At 32.5% G+C, this 17014-nt stretch carries 16 protein-coding genes; 4 read left to right on the top strand and 12 right to left on the bottom strand.

Features of this window, described 5'->3' with window-relative positions; genetic code table 11:
* Nucleotides 1–16 precede the first annotated feature (16 nt).
* The 9 genes from ABN217_RS15150 to ABN217_RS15110 form a co-directional block, all read right to left on the bottom strand.
* Complete coding sequence (locus tag ABN217_RS15150) at nt 17–991, bottom strand: fimbrial protein (RefSeq protein ID WP_349459580.1); 975 nt, start codon at nt 989–991, stop codon at nt 17–19.
* Complete coding sequence (locus tag ABN217_RS15145; RefSeq protein ID WP_115350812.1) at nt 972–1265, bottom strand: helix-turn-helix domain-containing protein; 294 nt, start codon at nt 1263–1265, stop codon at nt 972–974. The genes ABN217_RS15150 and ABN217_RS15145 overlap by 20 nt, the downstream gene beginning before the upstream one ends.
* Before the next feature lie 25 nt (nt 1266–1290).
* A complete protein-coding gene (locus tag ABN217_RS15140) occupies nt 1291–1782 on the bottom strand; it encodes a fimbrial protein (RefSeq protein WP_072070157.1) in 492 nt (163 codons plus the stop codon).
* A gap of 11 nt (nt 1783–1793) precedes the next feature.
* Nucleotides 1794–2309 carry a fimbrial protein gene (locus ABN217_RS15135; protein ID WP_072070158.1) on the bottom strand — a complete coding sequence of 172 codons (516 nt, stop codon included), beginning with the start codon at nt 2307–2309 and terminating at the stop codon, nt 1794–1796.
* An 89-nt stretch (nt 2310–2398) separates the two neighbouring features.
* A complete protein-coding gene (locus ABN217_RS15130) occupies nt 2399–4909 on the bottom strand; it encodes a fimbria/pilus outer membrane usher protein (protein ID WP_196553871.1) in 2511 nt (836 codons plus the stop codon).
* 24 nt (nt 4910–4933) lie between these two features.
* Entirely contained in the window at nt 4934–5602 is a 669-nt protein-coding gene (locus ABN217_RS15125; protein ID WP_196553870.1) for a fimbrial biogenesis chaperone, read from the bottom strand.
* A 67-nt stretch (nt 5603–5669) separates the two neighbouring features.
* Nucleotides 5670–6194, bottom strand: coding sequence for a fimbrial protein (locus ABN217_RS15120; RefSeq protein ID WP_072070161.1), 525 nt, complete (start codon nt 6192–6194; stop codon nt 5670–5672).
* Nucleotides 6195–6800: 606 nt separating this feature from the next.
* The gene (locus ABN217_RS15115) at nt 6801–7406 is read right to left on the bottom strand and encodes a histidine phosphatase family protein (RefSeq protein ID WP_196553869.1); all 606 of its coding nucleotides are present in this window, start codon (nt 7404–7406) and stop codon (nt 6801–6803) included.
* Nucleotides 7407–7428: 22 nt separating this feature from the next.
* Entirely contained in the window at nt 7429–8922 is a 1494-nt protein-coding gene (locus ABN217_RS15110) for a DASS family sodium-coupled anion symporter (protein WP_196553868.1), read from the bottom strand.
* A 109-nt stretch (nt 8923–9031) separates the two neighbouring features.
* Here ABN217_RS15110 and ABN217_RS15105 point away from each other — a divergent pair, with 109 nt between their 5' ends.
* The 4 genes from ABN217_RS15105 to ABN217_RS15090 all read left to right on the top strand — a co-directional run bounded on the left by ABN217_RS15105 (nt 9032) and on the right by ABN217_RS15090 (nt 12778).
* Nucleotides 9032–9946: a LysR family transcriptional regulator gene (locus ABN217_RS15105; RefSeq protein WP_349459579.1), complete on the top strand. Its 915-nt coding sequence runs from the start codon at nt 9032–9034 to the stop codon at nt 9944–9946.
* 122 nt (nt 9947–10068) lie between these two features.
* Entirely contained in the window at nt 10069–10893 is an 825-nt protein-coding gene (locus tag ABN217_RS15100) for a VanW family protein (protein ID WP_349459578.1), read from the top strand.
* 196 nt (nt 10894–11089) lie between these two features.
* On the top strand, nt 11090–11671 hold the full coding sequence (locus ABN217_RS15095; RefSeq protein WP_072070201.1) for a YebB family permuted papain-like enzyme: 582 nt from the start codon (nt 11090–11092) through the stop codon (nt 11669–11671).
* A 177-nt stretch (nt 11672–11848) separates the two neighbouring features.
* Nucleotides 11849–12778, top strand: a complete 930-nt coding sequence (locus ABN217_RS15090) for a Dyp-type peroxidase (protein ID WP_349459577.1) — start codon at nt 11849–11851, stop codon at nt 12776–12778.
* A gap of 39 nt (nt 12779–12817) precedes the next feature.
* Here the strand turns inward: ABN217_RS15090 and ABN217_RS15085 are convergent, their stop codons facing one another.
* The 3 genes from ABN217_RS15085 to pbpC all read right to left on the bottom strand — a co-directional run bounded on the left by ABN217_RS15085 (nt 12818) and on the right by pbpC (nt 16984).
* On the bottom strand, nt 12818–14035 hold the full coding sequence (locus ABN217_RS15085; protein WP_196553865.1) for a PDDEXK-like family protein: 1218 nt from the start codon (nt 14033–14035) through the stop codon (nt 12818–12820).
* Between the two features lie 53 nt (nt 14036–14088).
* The gene (locus ABN217_RS15080; RefSeq protein WP_072070169.1) at nt 14089–14436 is read right to left on the bottom strand and encodes a hypothetical protein; all 348 of its coding nucleotides are present in this window, start codon (nt 14434–14436) and stop codon (nt 14089–14091) included.
* 169 nt (nt 14437–14605) lie between these two features.
* On the bottom strand, nt 14606–16984 hold the full coding sequence (gene pbpC, locus ABN217_RS15075; RefSeq protein WP_349459576.1) for a penicillin-binding protein 1C: 2379 nt from the start codon (nt 16982–16984) through the stop codon (nt 14606–14608).
* Nucleotides 16985–17014: the final 30 nt, after the last annotated feature.

The following is a 17014-nucleotide window of genomic DNA, read 5'->3' as shown; positions in this document are numbered from 1 at the left end:
ACTTATTTTTATAAATTTATTCATATAAAATATTTACTGTTGCGGTTGAATTAGCCGAACCAGCTGTTATCTTACTACCCGTTTTAATATAACGTGCTTTCCAGTTAAAAATATAATCTCCAGATGAGACGTTATTTTGTAAACTAAGCTTTGTATTTAACCTAATCGGATTATTATTACGGTCAACTAGTTGTATCCCTATTCCCGTAGCTCTGTTTGAACCCGACAAATTTAACTTTCCTGTATTCACGTCAATATATCCAGCACTACTTGTTACAGTTGCCTTTATATTTGTTCCTGCTGCACAATTTAAGGTGATCGGAATATCAACATTTTGACTAACATCTCCAATGTTTTTAAACTGGGTATCATACCATGTGCCTAAATTGATATTATAGCTATCCGCTTTAGTGGTGCATTTTAATGAATTTACCTTTATCGCACCGATAGGTATTCTTAATGTCGATAAAATCCATCGGCTATTATTTGGTAATGTATTCGTTTGTACCATTCGTGCTAAATTTCCTGCGGTTAAAGAGTTTGATTGAGTTACTCTACCTGTTTTTATTATTTCCACAGTCCAATAAGGATTTCTAATTTCATACTTAAGATTATCTGCGAATCGACTAAACGTGGTATTTATATAACCAATTTCTGTCATCTTGACTCGGATCCCTATACCCGGAATATTGGTTGCTGCTATTTTATTTGAATTAGTTACCCATCCATTAATATAATCACCTGAAATAACAGAATTTCCGCATTTACCATCTTTTCCTGAGAATGTATTAATAAAATTTTGTTTATACGTAATTTTAAGCTCAGCAAGTGTTCGTGTTGTGGTGTCGTCATATTGAATATTAAACTCTCGATTAGGCACATTAACAATAATGTTATTAAAGTTTGGATTTTGAATGCAAGCCGCAACCGAATAAGTGGAATAAAACAAAAAACCACTTAATAACAATGATTTAGTTATTGTATCTTTCATTTTTCATCTCATTTTTTTTCAATAGAATTTTTTTAATTTCACTATCGTCTTTTTCATCGAGAATAAAAAAATCCTTTAAGTGAACACCAAATATTTCTGCATATTGATTTAATCTATCTATATTAATTCTATTAATACCTCTTTCATATCTTGATTGTTGTTGCTGGCTAACACCAATTTTTTCCGCTAATTCATCCAATGAAATCCCATACATTTTTCTGTAGTATGCAATTTTTTTACCTATTGCTTTTGATACTGGATATTTATTTGTCACATTTATCTCCTAAATTAAATATTTTTTAATTATAAAGTAATGTAAATTCAAGGTGACTTTTAAATGAGCCTGTAGTTATTTCATTACTTGTTCTAATTAATCTAGCAGCAAAGAGATATTCTGCTGTTTTTGTTCCGCTATTAATCGTAGTTTCTAATTTAGTCCCATTTTTTACATTTGTTTTATTAATGTTTTCTATCAAATTTAATGAAATATTTTTCGCTGTCCCATTATTAATAAAATAATTTCCATTATTAGGATCTGCAACACCTGTTATTGTCATTATTGCTTTCTGGGTACTTATAGGACAATTTTTTAATTTTACTGAGAAATTAATCCAATCAGTATATTGTGTACTTTTTAACTCTCTGATATTTACCTTTTTAAAATCGATTAAATAATCTTTACTAACAACTTCGCAAGGTGATACTGTCACTGAACCATAAATATTGATATTGACAGTATTTGCCATTGTAAAAAATGAAAAAAAATACAATAAAAATATTAAATTTCTCATGTTTTTCTCTTTTATAAATAAACAATATTGGCAGTTACTTTCGCTGATATTGTCCCCGGCATTCCTTTTCCTGATGGACTAAAAGCACGTGTTCGTAACCATAAATTAACGTCTGTTTTCCCATTTAATGTGAGAACTAATGATTGTTTATTTCCTAGCTTCACCGTACCCGTTCCATTCTCTAATTGCACAGCGATATTTTTAGCACTTCCTTGGTTTTTATATAGGCTATTCGCATCTGCAGTATCAGCAACACCTGAAAATGTCAGGTGTATTTGATTAATAGCTGTAGAACAATTTGTAAAATTAATATAAAAGTTATTCCATTCAGATGAGGTATTCGCTTTCTCAAATTTAGCCGCAGGAATATTTTTCAAATCAACATTAATATTACTTCCATTAGATATATTACAAGTTGAAACCCTTATATTCCCAGAGAAATTCAAGGTAATATTATCTGATGCTTTAGACCAAAAACTTATTAAAAATATATTTATTAATATAAAACTACTGACTCTTTTTTTCATTTTATTTACCTACGCGCAGAGAACACCCTTAGCTATATTTAAATTAGCCAAAAAGAGATTATCTTATTAATATGTAAACTTATGTCAGTTTATTTTTGACAAATAGCAGTGATTTTATAAAGCCCTAAATAATTAGACACTCCTGATAAATTATAATTTACACTACATTGAGCATCGTTATATTTAACAATAAATTTCCCCGATTCATTAAGCCCTGATAAATACACTTCTCCATCTTTTCCAACAATACTGTTTAATTGTAAATTATTATTAAAAATAACCTGTGCCCCAAATGGAAGTGGTTCACCGTTTTCAAATGTTAATTTTACTAATGCTCTATATCCGACATTAGCTGCAAATTTTGCTTTAACTAAAGCACCTCGGCTTGGTGAAACGGTCTGACTTGTCAGCGCCATTTCGGTATCTTCTGGTAATGCCGAAGTATCAACATCAATTGTATTTTTACGATATGGCGTAATATAAGGTACTAAAGCATAGCCATTATCATTCGTTTTAACTCCCGCCTGATTTAAAATAGCAACATCTGCGGCATCTGGAATATCAACAATAGCCGCCGTTTCTCCAAGCTGTTGCCCTAAAACAATCCCGCCAGAGTGAACAACTAAACTTCCATTTGCGCCATAATATAAATTATAATTATCCTTGCTATACCCACTTCCTCCTGACAACTCCCCGTATTTTCCCTTATAAGATGCGTTTAAATTTCCAGAAGATCCTTGATCTTGATTCGTAAAAGCTTGTTGAAGATTCCAATTTAACCGATTATTTAACTGAGATGCGGAGATGCCCACACTTCCTGTGCTCGGACTATTACTACTGCTATTCGTATTAAAGTTATAATAAAAGGTATCTTCAAAGAAACTAAATGGCACACTAACCGAAAATGCTAATTGATGATCATCTTCATTCTTAGAATAACTATCTGATTTATAAGAATAGCGATTCGTATTTTTATTATAAATATAGTTCAGCCCATAGCTTATCCCCTGCCAACTATTGTTATAACCGACTGTCGCTGATTGTGTTTTTCTCTCACTATTCCAATAATTTTCTCTAACATAACCTACAGAAAGTGAACCATAACTTTCACCTAAATTTTGATTGATCGTAATTTCAGCACGATTACGACGTCGTTCAATCTCTGGTGCATTCATTCCACTACGATATTCATCAAAAACCTCAGATAAACTGTAATATCCACCAGTAGAATAACGATATCCTGCTAACGCAATATTTGTTCCTAACGTATTTAAATTCTTGTTATATCTAAAACGATAAGACTGTCCACGCTCTGTGCTACCGTTATTCAAGGTTGAATTAGCCTGAGTGACATCAATTGATATCGCGCCTAAAGCGCCTAAATTTTGCCCTAAACCAAGAGAGTATGATTGATATTTATTACTTATTTGGCTACCACCATAAGCAGTCGCTCCATAAGGTAAACCATAAATTAAAGTCGCCTGTCCAAATTTCTTTTTTTCAATATCTTTATCATAAGAGCGATATTCTCCCCCAGTAATACTATAAGATAAATACCCTTCTCGTTGTAAAACAGGTAAAGAGGCAAAAGGGATTATTTGATGTTGTTCACTGCCATTAGACTCTTTAATTGTTACATACAAATCACCACTACTTCCCGTTGGATATAAATCATCGATTTCAAAAGGCCCAGCGGCAACCTCAGTTTGATAAATTGTATAACCATTCTGTCTGATCGTAATTTGAGCATTACTACGGGCAATCCCACGTACAACTGGAGCATATCCACGTAAGCTTTCAGGATGCATATCATCATCTGTAGCGAGTTGTATTCCCCTAAACGGCACACTATCAAAGACAGATGAGGGAGAAACACCATCACCTAGAATTAATTGGCTTTTAATTTGGTTAATACTACGAGATAAATACGTATAAACGGTATCCCATTGGCTTGAGCTGTCACTACTATTTGACCAAGTTGTATAATTTCTCAAGCGCCAAGGTCCCAGATTTATACCGGGTCTTAAATTAAGATAATTTGATGTTATATTTGAACCATTGCTCTTCCTATCATAATTTTTTGAGCCACTGTAACTGTAATTTAAGAGCAATGCGGCTATCCCATTATCAACATTATCTAAATTAACAAATCCTCTCGGTTTATTATCTAACGCAATTTGGGGAATACTTAAATACAAGCGTTGAGAATTAAAATCAAATTCGCTTTTACTATTAGGAATAATCGATAAGTCCACACATTGATCATTCGATTTTAATTGCTCTTGGTATTCTTTTGTTTTAATACCAAAACTATCAAGATCTTTTATTGATAAACATGGGATTAATTCACCATTATCTTTCTTATCAAATTTGACTTTCTTAGTACCAATTAAGTTAGTGTTAACATAAATATCAACATAATAAATACCTGCTAACTGTTCATCATTATCGAATTGAGATAGATCAATAGAGCCTTTATTGGGTAACTCTAAAAAATCCGGATCGAAGTAGGTATTTTTTGAGTTTATCTCTTCTGCATATAATGAGGCTATATAGCCTAAATATAAAAATAGGCTAATACATACTTTATTTAATTTCATATTAAAACCTAAATTTATTAGATATTATATTTTAACTTCCGATAGTTCAGTGGTTGCACCATAGTCATTAATAATCTCCCAACTTATAATGCCATGATTTTCATTATTATTAATATCAAAAGATTTTGTTGAATAAGGTTCGACATATGAAACATCATTAACAGAAAAACCATTAAATTTGACTATTTGAAAATTAATAAAGTAAGGGGTCGGGTTTTTTACATTTATTTTATTCCCATTTTTTGACCACTCTAGTTTTTTCTGTTCTTCTATAAAATTAACACCTTTCAAACCTTCAGGGCGAAAAATTAATTTAATTTGTGTTTTAAAGGCAATTTGTAATGAGTTTTCCGTTTTTTCTGTTGCTGGAATTGTTTTTATATTTAACCAAAAAAGTGATTCTCTATCTTTAGGTAATTTATTTTCAGTCAAGAATATCCTTAACGCATTAGTATTCTCACTATTTAACCTAAATAATGGAGGAGTTATAGTAAAAAAAGGTTGTTCATTTTCATTAATATCATCAATCCAAGACTGGATTAAATAAGGAATAGCATCAGGGTTTTCAACACCAATACTAACGTCTTTTTTTCCCTCGTCATAAATAACCCGAGTACCACCGATAATGACACCAGCATTCGCAGTATTTATCAGAGGTAAAATAAAAATTAAAACATACAGAATATATTTCATATTATCACCATAATTTTAAAATAAAGGATCAAATCCCTTTAATCCTTTTGTTACTACTTAATTATTTTTAATTATAATTAATTGTAAATGTTGCATTACCATTTGCAGGACCTACAGTCACTGTGTCAGATTTTGCAATATAACGAGCACGAAAATCTAAATTATTTTCCACCCCTGTTTTTAATGCATACGCTTTAGATGCTGTAAATAATGGAACTACCGTATTTGTATCATCTGTAATTTGAATACCAACTCCTGTCGCTACCCCTGTATCCTTTCTTAATGCAATAACAGTGTCGTCACCTAAGTAAGAGTCAGCATCAAATTTTACGGTTGCACTATTAATAGTTGCAGGGCAATTAATTAATTTAATTGTAAATTTCGTTGCTGCTGCTGTACTTCCTGTACTTGGTAATGCTGTTTTAGAAACTTTACCAAGATTCACTTTTAATGCATCTGAACCAGCCGCTAATTCACACGCGTTATCGATGATTTCCCCTGTAAAATCAATAGTGCCATCCGCGGCTAATGTATTATTAGCGACAAAGATAGTGGTAGCAGCAATTAATGTTGCAAGTAAGTTTTTTCTCATTTTTACTCCGATTAATTTTTATTAATAAAACCAAATTAATTAAAAATACTTAATTAACTCAGAATATGAGTATTATCTAATTGTTTTTTATAATAAACAAGTTTTGGTTATAGCGGTATAATATTCACTTTTTTGATTTAAATCAGAATTTAAAACCAAGTAAACTCTTCATTAGTTAATTAATGAAGTTTATTTTTAATTATTTTAAATTTTCATATATTGATACAACATTGTTAAATCAAAATAAAAGTTAAATACTATTTCTTATTAATAAATGTGTTTTTTATTTCGTTTTATAACGCATATAGTGTGAATAAAGAAAAGTATTATTTTCTCTTAACAATAAAATCTACTTTTTATTCTTTTTTGATTAAATTAAATCCTTAACTTGCTATTTTTGAACAAAATTCGATTTAACTTATCAGTTACAATTTGAATAAAAAAAGAATAAAAAAATATTGCATATAAAATATATGATTTTTTTTCATTTCCATAAGCAAAAAAAGAGCAAGGTTTCCCTTGCTCTGATTTAATATCGGAGTGTTTTTTAGATAGCTATATAAATTAAATTACAACGATTAATTTTAAAACCACTTCTTATTAATCTTAATCAGCGACATTCTTATCTGGCATATAGGAACCAATATTATAAGCTTCTAATTTTGGTGCTTTATCAGAATTCAAGTCAAAATTTAATATTGTTATTGTTCCTGGTGTTGCAGGTAATAAAAACTCTGGAGATAGATTTAAAAAAACTTTGCAAGCTGCTCGAATAACCCCACTATGTACAACAGCTAATAAATCACTATCTTCTTTACGTACCCATCCTTGTAATGCAGCCCCTATGCGATCACAAAAATCAAACCAATTTTCGCCTTTAGGTGGTGTATAAGTTCCAGCTCGCCAATTTTTATATTTATCTGCATGGTGTCTTATCAGTTCTGGTTTTCTTTGTCCTGTCCATTCACCCATATTTAGTTCTCGCAATAATGGCTCTTTTATAGCTTTTGGATGACCAACAATTTCTGCTGTTTGTACTGTTCTACCTAAATCTGACGTGATAATCCGAGCTGGCGATAATAATTTAATACTCTCTTTTATCGCCATTGCTTGATTAATTCCTTTTGGTGATAAACATGAATTAGCATGTCCTTGTAAGCGCGATTCCATATTCCATAAGGTTTCACCGTGTCTTAATAAAATTAGTCTCATTATTATTCCTTAATTTAATGGTTTATAGGCCATATCCAAGAATTTGGAACCAAGTAAATATCGCGATAGAAATTACCGACGCCCCAACAAAACAAGTAATTAATCCATATTTCATTTGCTCTAATACACTAAAGTAGCCACTTGAGAAATAGATAGTATTTACTTTTGAATGTGGTGGTAGGGTAATGGTATAAGTCAGTGTAAATGACGCAGCTAATGCCAATGTAACCGGATCCATGCCCAATGTTTTAGCAAGTGCAATAATGGCTGGAATTAATATGGTTGTTTTTACTGTTTTACTCGTAAAAATTAAATGGCTATACATACAGATAAAAACAACCACAATATAGACCATTGTAGTGCTCATATTTTCTAGCCCAAGCCCATAAACCATTTTACCAATTAACCATTGCGCACCTTCTGTAGATTCTAAGGTGTTACCAGCCGCATAAGCACCTGCTGCAAATATCATTAGATCCCATTTGATATTGGCTTCATTCCACGTTAATAAACCAATACGTGGCATCAAACAGAGAATGGCAGCAATGACAGCTGTCATATAGACGCTAATTTTAAAACCAAACATATCTTGGTGATAACTTTCTGTTGCCCATAAAAAGACCGCCATTAAAAAGATATACATGGCTTTTTTCTCATTCTTGGTTAATAAACCAAGTTGTGAGCGTTCTTTTTTTAATTTCTCTAAAGAACCTTCGAAATCGACCTCTCCTTTAAAAGAGAAAAGTTTTAATCCAATAAAAAAGGAGATAGTCATTCCCACAATTGCCAATGGGAAAGAAGCAATTAGCCAATCCATATAACCAATAGAGCCACCGGCTTGTGAGTTGATAAACCCAACCGCAATAATATTAGCCGCCGTTCCTGTCATCACTCCTGATGTTGCTAATGCATCGGCTTGCACACCTTGCAACATCATTAATTTTCCGTAATTACTTTTTCCAGGAATAGCCTTATGTATTTCTAATAAGATCATACATATCGGCACCATTAATGTTGCACGAGCAGTTGTTGATGGAACAAAGAAAACTAAACAGAAGTTAATAAGAATAAGAACAAAGAGTGCTTTTTTGGGAGTCTGACCAAAATTTGTGATCATCCACAAGGCAAAACGTCTGGCAATATTTGATTTGATCATTGCCGAGGTTAAAACAAATGCTGACACCATCAACCAAATAACGTCATAGCCTAATGTACCAAAAACAACTTTTTCTTTTGCTACAGTGCCTGTTAATGGGAGTAACACAATCACTAACATTGACGTTAAATAAATGGGCAACGATCCACACACCCATAAAATTAATGCCGCACAAAAAATAGCAATCGCTTTTTGTCCTTCAATGCTTAATCCATCTGGTGTTGGCATAAAGAACAGAGTGAGTAATACCAATAAAGCTAAAGGTATTCCTATTGTTTTTAATGTTATTTTTTTGCTGTTTTGTTCTGGTGATGATGGCGCTGGTTTAGCGATATCATCTCGCTTCGCAGTCTTTTCCATAACCGGTTCCTCTTAATATGTAGGGTAGGAAGTCCAGTATAGAAATATTGAGGTATAAAGATAATTGTATTAATATATTATCACTATAAAAATAATTTATGGTATTGATATGAACTTAAGCCAATTAGATGCCTTTCTATTACTTGCTAACGGTTTTAATGTGACTGAAACTGCGGAGCGTCTATTTTGCACTCAGCCCAGTGTCAGTATAAAAATCCGAAAATTGGAAGAAGAGTTACAAACAACATTGTTTGAAAGGATCAACAATCGGCTTTATTTAACGCCTCAAGGTAAGGTATATCAACAATATGCAACTCAGATTATTAATTTAGTAAAATCCTCTTCTGAACATATGCGACAATTTGATGATCCCTCTAAAGGCGAAATTAAGTTTGGCGCTAGTCATTTTGTTGGTGTTTACCTGTTGCCACAAATTATGGCTCAATTTAGAGAACAGTATCCTGACGTAAAACTCAGCATGGATATTTCAAGTTCAACACAACTTATCCATAAACTTGATACCCAAGAATTAGAGTTTTTAATCATGTCAGATCATATCTATTTAGATCCGACTGAATATCACCTTGATACGTTTCTTATCGATCCTCTCGTGCTGATTTGTTCTCCAAAACATTGGTTAGCCAAAAAGAAACATTGTAGATTTTCTGATATTACATCTGAAGTTTTTCTGATCAAGCCAGAGCACTCTGCCACTCGTGATTTTTTATTAGACAGGATCAAAGAAAGTAATAAAGAGATCAAAAATGTAATGGAAATAAATAGTTTAGAGGGGATCAAGCAAGGTGTTATTCATGGATTAGGAATTTCCGTTTTATCTCGCTTATCTATTTTACAAGAATTAAAATCAGGCCTTTTATGTGAAGTTTCTTTTGATGATATTCAATTTAGTCGAGGTATTCGTTATTTTCATCATAAAGAAAAGTATATCTCTCCTGCTACTAAGAACTTCTTATCAGTCTTACAATCTCAAGCTCAGATTTTAACTAAAGATATCAATAAGTAAATTGATTATTTAATCTCTTAGTTACCTTATTTTAGGGATATTCGCGTATCAATATCTCTGCTAAATCGTTATGATACATTCCCTATTCTCTACCTTTCTCTAATATCGTTTAAAAGGATTTTATGCGTAAAACACTCTCATCCTATCACCCTATTCTTTATACTTTGAGAGTGGCGCAACGTCGTTTGTTTCGTTCGCTAAGCTGGCGATTTTCAGGCCGAAAATACAGTAGAGATGTTCAACCAGAACAACGACTTTTATACCGTTATCTAAAACACACATCTAAATTAATTAGTCGCCGTGGCGAAAGTGATATTCAATTACAATACAATAAAATTACAAATCTTAAATTAGTTGAAAAAGCACTTGATGGCATCATTATCCATCCTGGTGAGTATTTCTCTTTTTGCTATCTAGTTGGAAAACCTAGTTATAAACGAGGCTTTATTGATGGCATGCAACTTTCTTACGGTGAGGCTAGAAAAGGTGTCGGTGGCGGAATTTGTCAGGCAAGTAATTTAATTCATTGGCTAGCACTACATTCTGAGTTAAAAGTGATTGAAAAAGCTAATCATAGTTTTGATCCTTTTCCTGATGAGGGAAGAGTTCTTCCTTTTGGATCTGGCGCTGCTATTTTCTATAATTATGTGGATTTAATTTTATATAATCCAACACCTTATGATTATCAAATTAAATTACATGTAGCAGAGCATCAACTAGAAGGAGAATTGCTCTGTAACAAAGCGAGGGAGTATCGCTATCATATCTACGAAAAATCCTCTGCTTTTATTAAAAAAGGAGAGCATGTGTATCGTTGCAATGAAATTTGGCGAGATATTTATACTAAGAATAATGTAGGCGCTTTCCCTAAATTACTGAAATCTGAATTACTTTATAAAAATAGTGTTGTCGTAAAATATGATATTCCAGATGAACAATTGGATTAATCACAATGTTTTTTAAAATATTCTAAATTAAGCATCTTATTATCAATAAAAAATTACATTGTTCTTAAAATTAAGATTTTATTAAGTTGCGGTCTACTTTTTATTTTAAAGTCATTGAGTTATAAAATAGAAACCATATCTATTTATTAGAGTCAAAGAATGATAATTATGCTTCTATTTAATAGGTAATATAATGATGATAAAACTTGATTATCCACAAGAATTAGAAGTTGGTGATATCGTATTTACATGTATTGGTACCTCTTTATTTCGTCAAATTTCCTCAGCTTCTTTATGCTGGAGCAACCATGTTGGCATTATTATTGGCCATAATGGTAAAGATTATTTAGTAGCAGAAAGCCGTGTTCCACTCTCAACAACAACGACATTAACTCGCTTTATTAATCGTTCAGCTGATAAACGCTATGCAATACGCCGTTTATCAACACAATTATCCAATGAACAAAAAAATGCACTTATCGCACAAGTCCCAGAAAGATTAAATAAGCTTTACCATACAGGATTCAAATACGATTCTTCCCGTCAATTTTGCTCTAAATTTGTTTTCGATATTTATAAATCAGCGCTTTCTATTCGTGTAGGTGAAATCGAAACCTTCCAAGAATTATTAAGTAAAAATCCTAATGCTAAATTACAATTTTGGAAATTATGGTTTATTGGGCAAATTCCTTGGGAAAGAACAACCGTCACTCCAGCAAGTTTATGGCAACATCCTCATTTATCTTTAATTTATCGTAGTCATGAAAGTATTAATTAACACATCACATTAATATGCTACAAAATAAAAAGAATAACATAGCCTTCCATTCTTTTTTTATAAAAATCAGGATAAAAACCTCTCCCTTTCTTTGTAATAGGGAGAGTTTTGGTGTAAAACTAAAAAACAATATTTTGTAAATATGACTTAATTATTATTCGTCATTTAGGGATCACCATGAAATACCAAGATGTTACGAAATCACCCTGTGAGAATGCCTATTTTTTAGTTTTTAACCTCATCCACTCACCTGAAAACCGCGAAATTCTGATCGATCTTTGTAATAATTTTTCTGGTCTAATACGTAGTATGAGAACACGTTTTCCTGAATTGGAAACAAGCTGTGTAATGGGCTTCGGTACAAATGCATGGGCTACATTATTTCCCAATCAAGCAAAACCCAAAGAGCTAAATACCTTTAAAGAAATTAAAGGTGATACTTATACTGCGGTTTCTACTTCGGGCGATCTTTTTTTCCATATTCGAGCTCTCAAAGTTTCTGCCTGTTACGAATTAGCTTCTATCATCAGCCAAAAGCTAAAGAATATTGTTACACCTGTCGATGAAGTGCATGGATTTAGATATTTTGATGGGCGTTCTATTATTGGTTTTGTCGATGGAACTGAAAACCCTGAATATGAAGATGAGCGTGCTTCTTATGCTGTTATTGGTGATGAAGATCCTGAGTTTTCAGGAGGTAGCTACGCCTTTGTACAAAAGTATATTCACGATATGGAAGCATGGGAAAAGCAGTCTCTTATCGAACAAGAAAAAGTCATTGGTAGACATAAATTCAACGATGTTGAATTAACCGATGAAGAAAAAGAGCCCGGTTCTCATAATGTTGTCACCAATATTCAAGATGAAAACGGTGATGATTTAAAAATTGTCAGAGCCAATATGCCTTTTTCCAATCCATCAAAAAATGAATATGGTACTTATTTTATTGGTTATGCACGTTATTTTTCAACAACCCGTCGCATGTTAGAAAATATGTTTGCAGGCACACCTGAAGGTCATACTGATAAATTACTTAAATTCAGCACTCCTATAACAGGTACATTATTCTTTGTTCCATCACCCGAGTTTCTGGATGATCTAGTGTAATTTATTACAAGTAGATATATAGGGTTAGTATTTATATATCTACTTTTTATTCTCAGATAGCAGTTCTATCTCTTGATTTATCTTATCCAATAATAATTCAAAATTAGAGTAAACCTGGCCATAATTATTGATATATTTCCATCCATACCAATAATTTACTCCTATTTTATAAGAGGTATCAAATACGTTATTTAATAATTTAGCTATTTCGTCATTAAGCCCTGGTTCTTTATAAGAATGAACTTTTACACCAATATAAATATTCGAGCTATCTTTTTCGATAGCAACCGAAAATTTATTTTTGTTATAATTGATTAAAACACCAACATGCTTTTCATTTATTTCGCAGTTATCATCTGAAAACGCTAACTGAGGATAATCATTTTTTATTTTATTACCCCATAAAGTAAAAACTCTCTCTACTTCTCTTATTAAGAGAGTATTTAAATTTTTTCTTAATGATTCTGTATCATTAATGATTTTCTTTATCTCATCAATGCTGTCATCAATGTAATTTTCAGATATATTTATTTCATTAAGAATATAGTCATTTATTTCATCATTCATTTTGTTTTTTTCTTCTTCATGCTGATTTAGAAATTTAATTTTCAAACTATCTTTATATTGATAAACAAAAGAATCAAAAGCTTTATTGTTTTTATTTATATGAGGATAAACATCCTTTTCTAACCATGTTAATATTTCACTTTCAAATGAAGAAAGTTTAAAATAAACCTTATTACTTTCTTTATACTTACCAAGACTCTCAGGTCGGTAACTTTCTTTTTTATGCCCCGTTAAATATAAAATAAAAATCTTCTCTTCTTGATATCCATTAGAGATAAATTTCTCAATATATCTTTCCAATTGTCGTTCTTGATCTAGTGCATTACAAACTTTACTTTCTATTATAATTGCATTAAATCCATCTTCAATACTAATATCAACTCTATTAATTTCTGTTTTAATTTTTAATTCATTATAATTAAATATAATTTCTTTCTTTAAAACCCGTTTTAAAAAAGAAGGAATAAATTTATATTCATTACCTTTTTTATTGTTTAATATTTTCTTTAAAATAATACTATGTTTATTTTCATTAATATTAAGCACATCAACTAAGTTAGTAGAGCATAAAAGATTATCTTCTAATTCATCATGTTTTAGAGCTGTATTTCTTGCTAAATTTATAATGGCTGAGTATTTCTTTTTTACCGATTCATCACAAAAATCTTCCTGTTTATTAAAATCAGTCATATGCCCTCTTAAAATAAAAAACCATCATAACGATGGTTTTTTATCTGAATCAATTATAAACCAAATACATTGACGTAAAATTCTTTGCCATCATCCGTACTTTCGATGGTATAAGTAATTGGAATCGAGTTCTTACCGCCTTTACCTTCAAAAGAAAGTTCAGCCGCACACGAATAAGTATCTCTTTTTTCGTCATGTTCACGAGTACGCACGCTTTCCACTTTTATCTTAATTTGATCTATCACTGCGGCCATTTTTTGATCACGTAATTCATCTTTCGTAATATCGACCACTAAGTTCTTTGCTTCAGTGCTATCACAATTAGGTGTTCCATCACCACATCCAACTAAAGGTAACGTTAATGCGCCTAATAATGCTAATTTTAGAATTCGAGTTTTCATACTGATTATTTCTTCCTTGCTGACAAGATAAAATATTTTTTAATATTTTACCTAATAATTATCTTGCAACAATATCGAGTTATAATAGTTAGAATAAGATCACGATAGAAATTAATATTAAAATTTCAAGACAATCATTAAGTAAAATCAGTGGTTTTTAACACTAATATTAATCTACTTCTGCCACTTGTGTTCTCATCACACCAATAATATCAACTCGAATATTACGAGTGTCTGCTCGACCTTTATCATCAACGGCACGTATGCGGTAGCGGCCACTTTCTTTTGGCTGCCACTCTATTGAACGTTGATTGGTACTGTTTCCCAAATAAGCATCATCAACAAACCAGTAAATAATATTACTGTCATTATCTGCTGTTGCATTAAATACAATGGACGTATTTGGCACTGATGCTCGTCTTAAGGTATAGGTTGTATTTCGTAATGGCGATAATATGCGAGGAGGTGTCCCTGTCACGGCCATATCTCCATTTTTACAATGAGCGGTAGAAGGAGGTGTTCGCTTTGGTAGCCCTGCTTGAGCAAATACTTTGGCTAAATCAGAAGGCCAATATTCAAAAATTTCGATATTTACCTGATCTTCATTATATGGTGGACAGACAACCTCTCCTGTTATTTTATCAATTGCTAAAGGCCGATAAATAGTATCCACTTTAATCGGTGATTTTCCTGGAATAAACCATGTTTTACCCTTACGTTGACACCATGGTGTAGGTAAATTACCACTCGCCAAACAAATATCGACTTGTTTAATATTTTCAGGCAGTTTAAATCGAGGCTCTTTTAGTTTCGGATAGTCTGCAACTATATTATCTATAATATTAAAAAATAGAGGTGCAGCAGCTTCTGCGCCAATTAATGCGCTATTTCCTTTACCATCAAAGTTACCGATCCAAACCACTAAAACATAGGGGCCAAAGATCCCACTACTCCATGCATCACGAAATCCCCAAGAGGTGCCTGTTTTCCAATAAATGGGTAAAGTCATAGATTTTTGAGCAAGAGTATCATCGGGTCTTCGATGTTGCCCTAGCATATCTAGCGTGATAAAGCTTGCCTCTTCACTTAGCAATCGGATAGGTTTAGCAATAGTATCCGTACTTTGCATTCTTAATGGTTTAAGCTCTCCCCGATTAGCTAATATTCCATAAAGCTTTGCTAACTCTTGTACCGTAATTTCGCCACCTCCAAGCACCAGCGATAAACCATAATGTTTTTCACTGGCCATATTACTGACACCCGACATTTGTAAAAACTGATAAAGCGTAGGCTGTTTCAATTGTGAAGCAATAGCTACCGCGGGAATATTTCGACTATAATTGAGAGCTTGAGTGGCAGAAATAGGCCCTAAAAAGCGTAAGTCAAAGTTCTCTGGCGCATAACTGCCAAAGGTAGAGGGTACATCTTTTAAAATTGTTCGGGGATGTAAAATGCCTTGCTCTAATCCTAATGCATAGATAAAAGGCTTTAATGTTGAACCCGGTGAACGCTTGGCATTAGTTCCATTAACTTGCCCATGAATATCCACATTATAATAATCTGCCGAACCGACTAACGCTTTAACCCCCATATCTCGCGTATCAACGAGGATCACCGAAGCATTTTTAACACCAAGATGTTTATTTCGCTCAATAAAGGCATCAACCTGCTTTTCAACTAATCTCTGTAATGAAAGATCAAGCGTTGTCACTATAGTTGTGGGTTTTCTTGGATTAAATTTTTCTTGTTTTTCTATTTGTTCCACTAAATGAGGGGCAATATAAGGCATTTTTTCTGGTTGACGTAACTGAAGAGGCAATTGGAAGAGTGCAGATAAATTGGCATCTTTAGGGTGCTCTTTTAACCAATAATCATAAAGCTGGTTACGTGTTTTCATTAAAGAGAGACTAATACCATCGGTATTTGGTTCTATCCGGTAACTGGGTGATTGAGGTAATACGGCAAGTGTTAACGCTTCGGGTAATGTTAATTCTTTAGGATTTTTATTAAAGTAAATCAGGCTTGCTGCCCCAACACTCTCTATATTTCGCCCATAAGGTGCATAGTTAAAATACGCTTCCAAAATATCATGTTTTGAATAACTGAGTTCTAATTGGATAGCGCGTAATACTTGAACCAGTTTTCCCCCTACATTTCGCGTATTTAATTGCCAATGCATACGCGCTAATTGCATTGTAATAGTAGAGCCACCTTGTAATCGTTCACCATAAATATAACTGACAAAAAAACCACGAATTAAACTGTAAGGGTTAAAACCTGTATGATAATAAAACCAGCGATCTTCATATCGCATGGCACTCTCAACCATTAAAGGCGAAATGTCGTCTAAATCTGTCCATAATCGATAGCGTTCATCATTAGCAAGTGTTAAGCGAAGTAGGTTGCCATTGCTATCATAATAAGCCGTTGAAGATAAAAAACCCTCTGAAAGTGCGGGATGAGGAAATAATCGGAACACTACACAAAAGAGGACGACTAAGAAGCCACCCATCAAAATATTTTGTAAAATACGCCGACTCCTGACCATTTTAAAATAACCAAAAACCGGCGTTTGAAA

This window comes from Proteus sp. fly-1067, assembly GCF_040139345.1.
Taxonomy (GTDB): Bacteria; Pseudomonadota; Gammaproteobacteria; order Enterobacterales; family Enterobacteriaceae; genus Proteus; species Proteus vulgaris_B.
The sequence above is the reverse complement of the archived record's forward strand: the minus strand, read 5'-3'. Positions and strand labels throughout refer to the sequence as shown.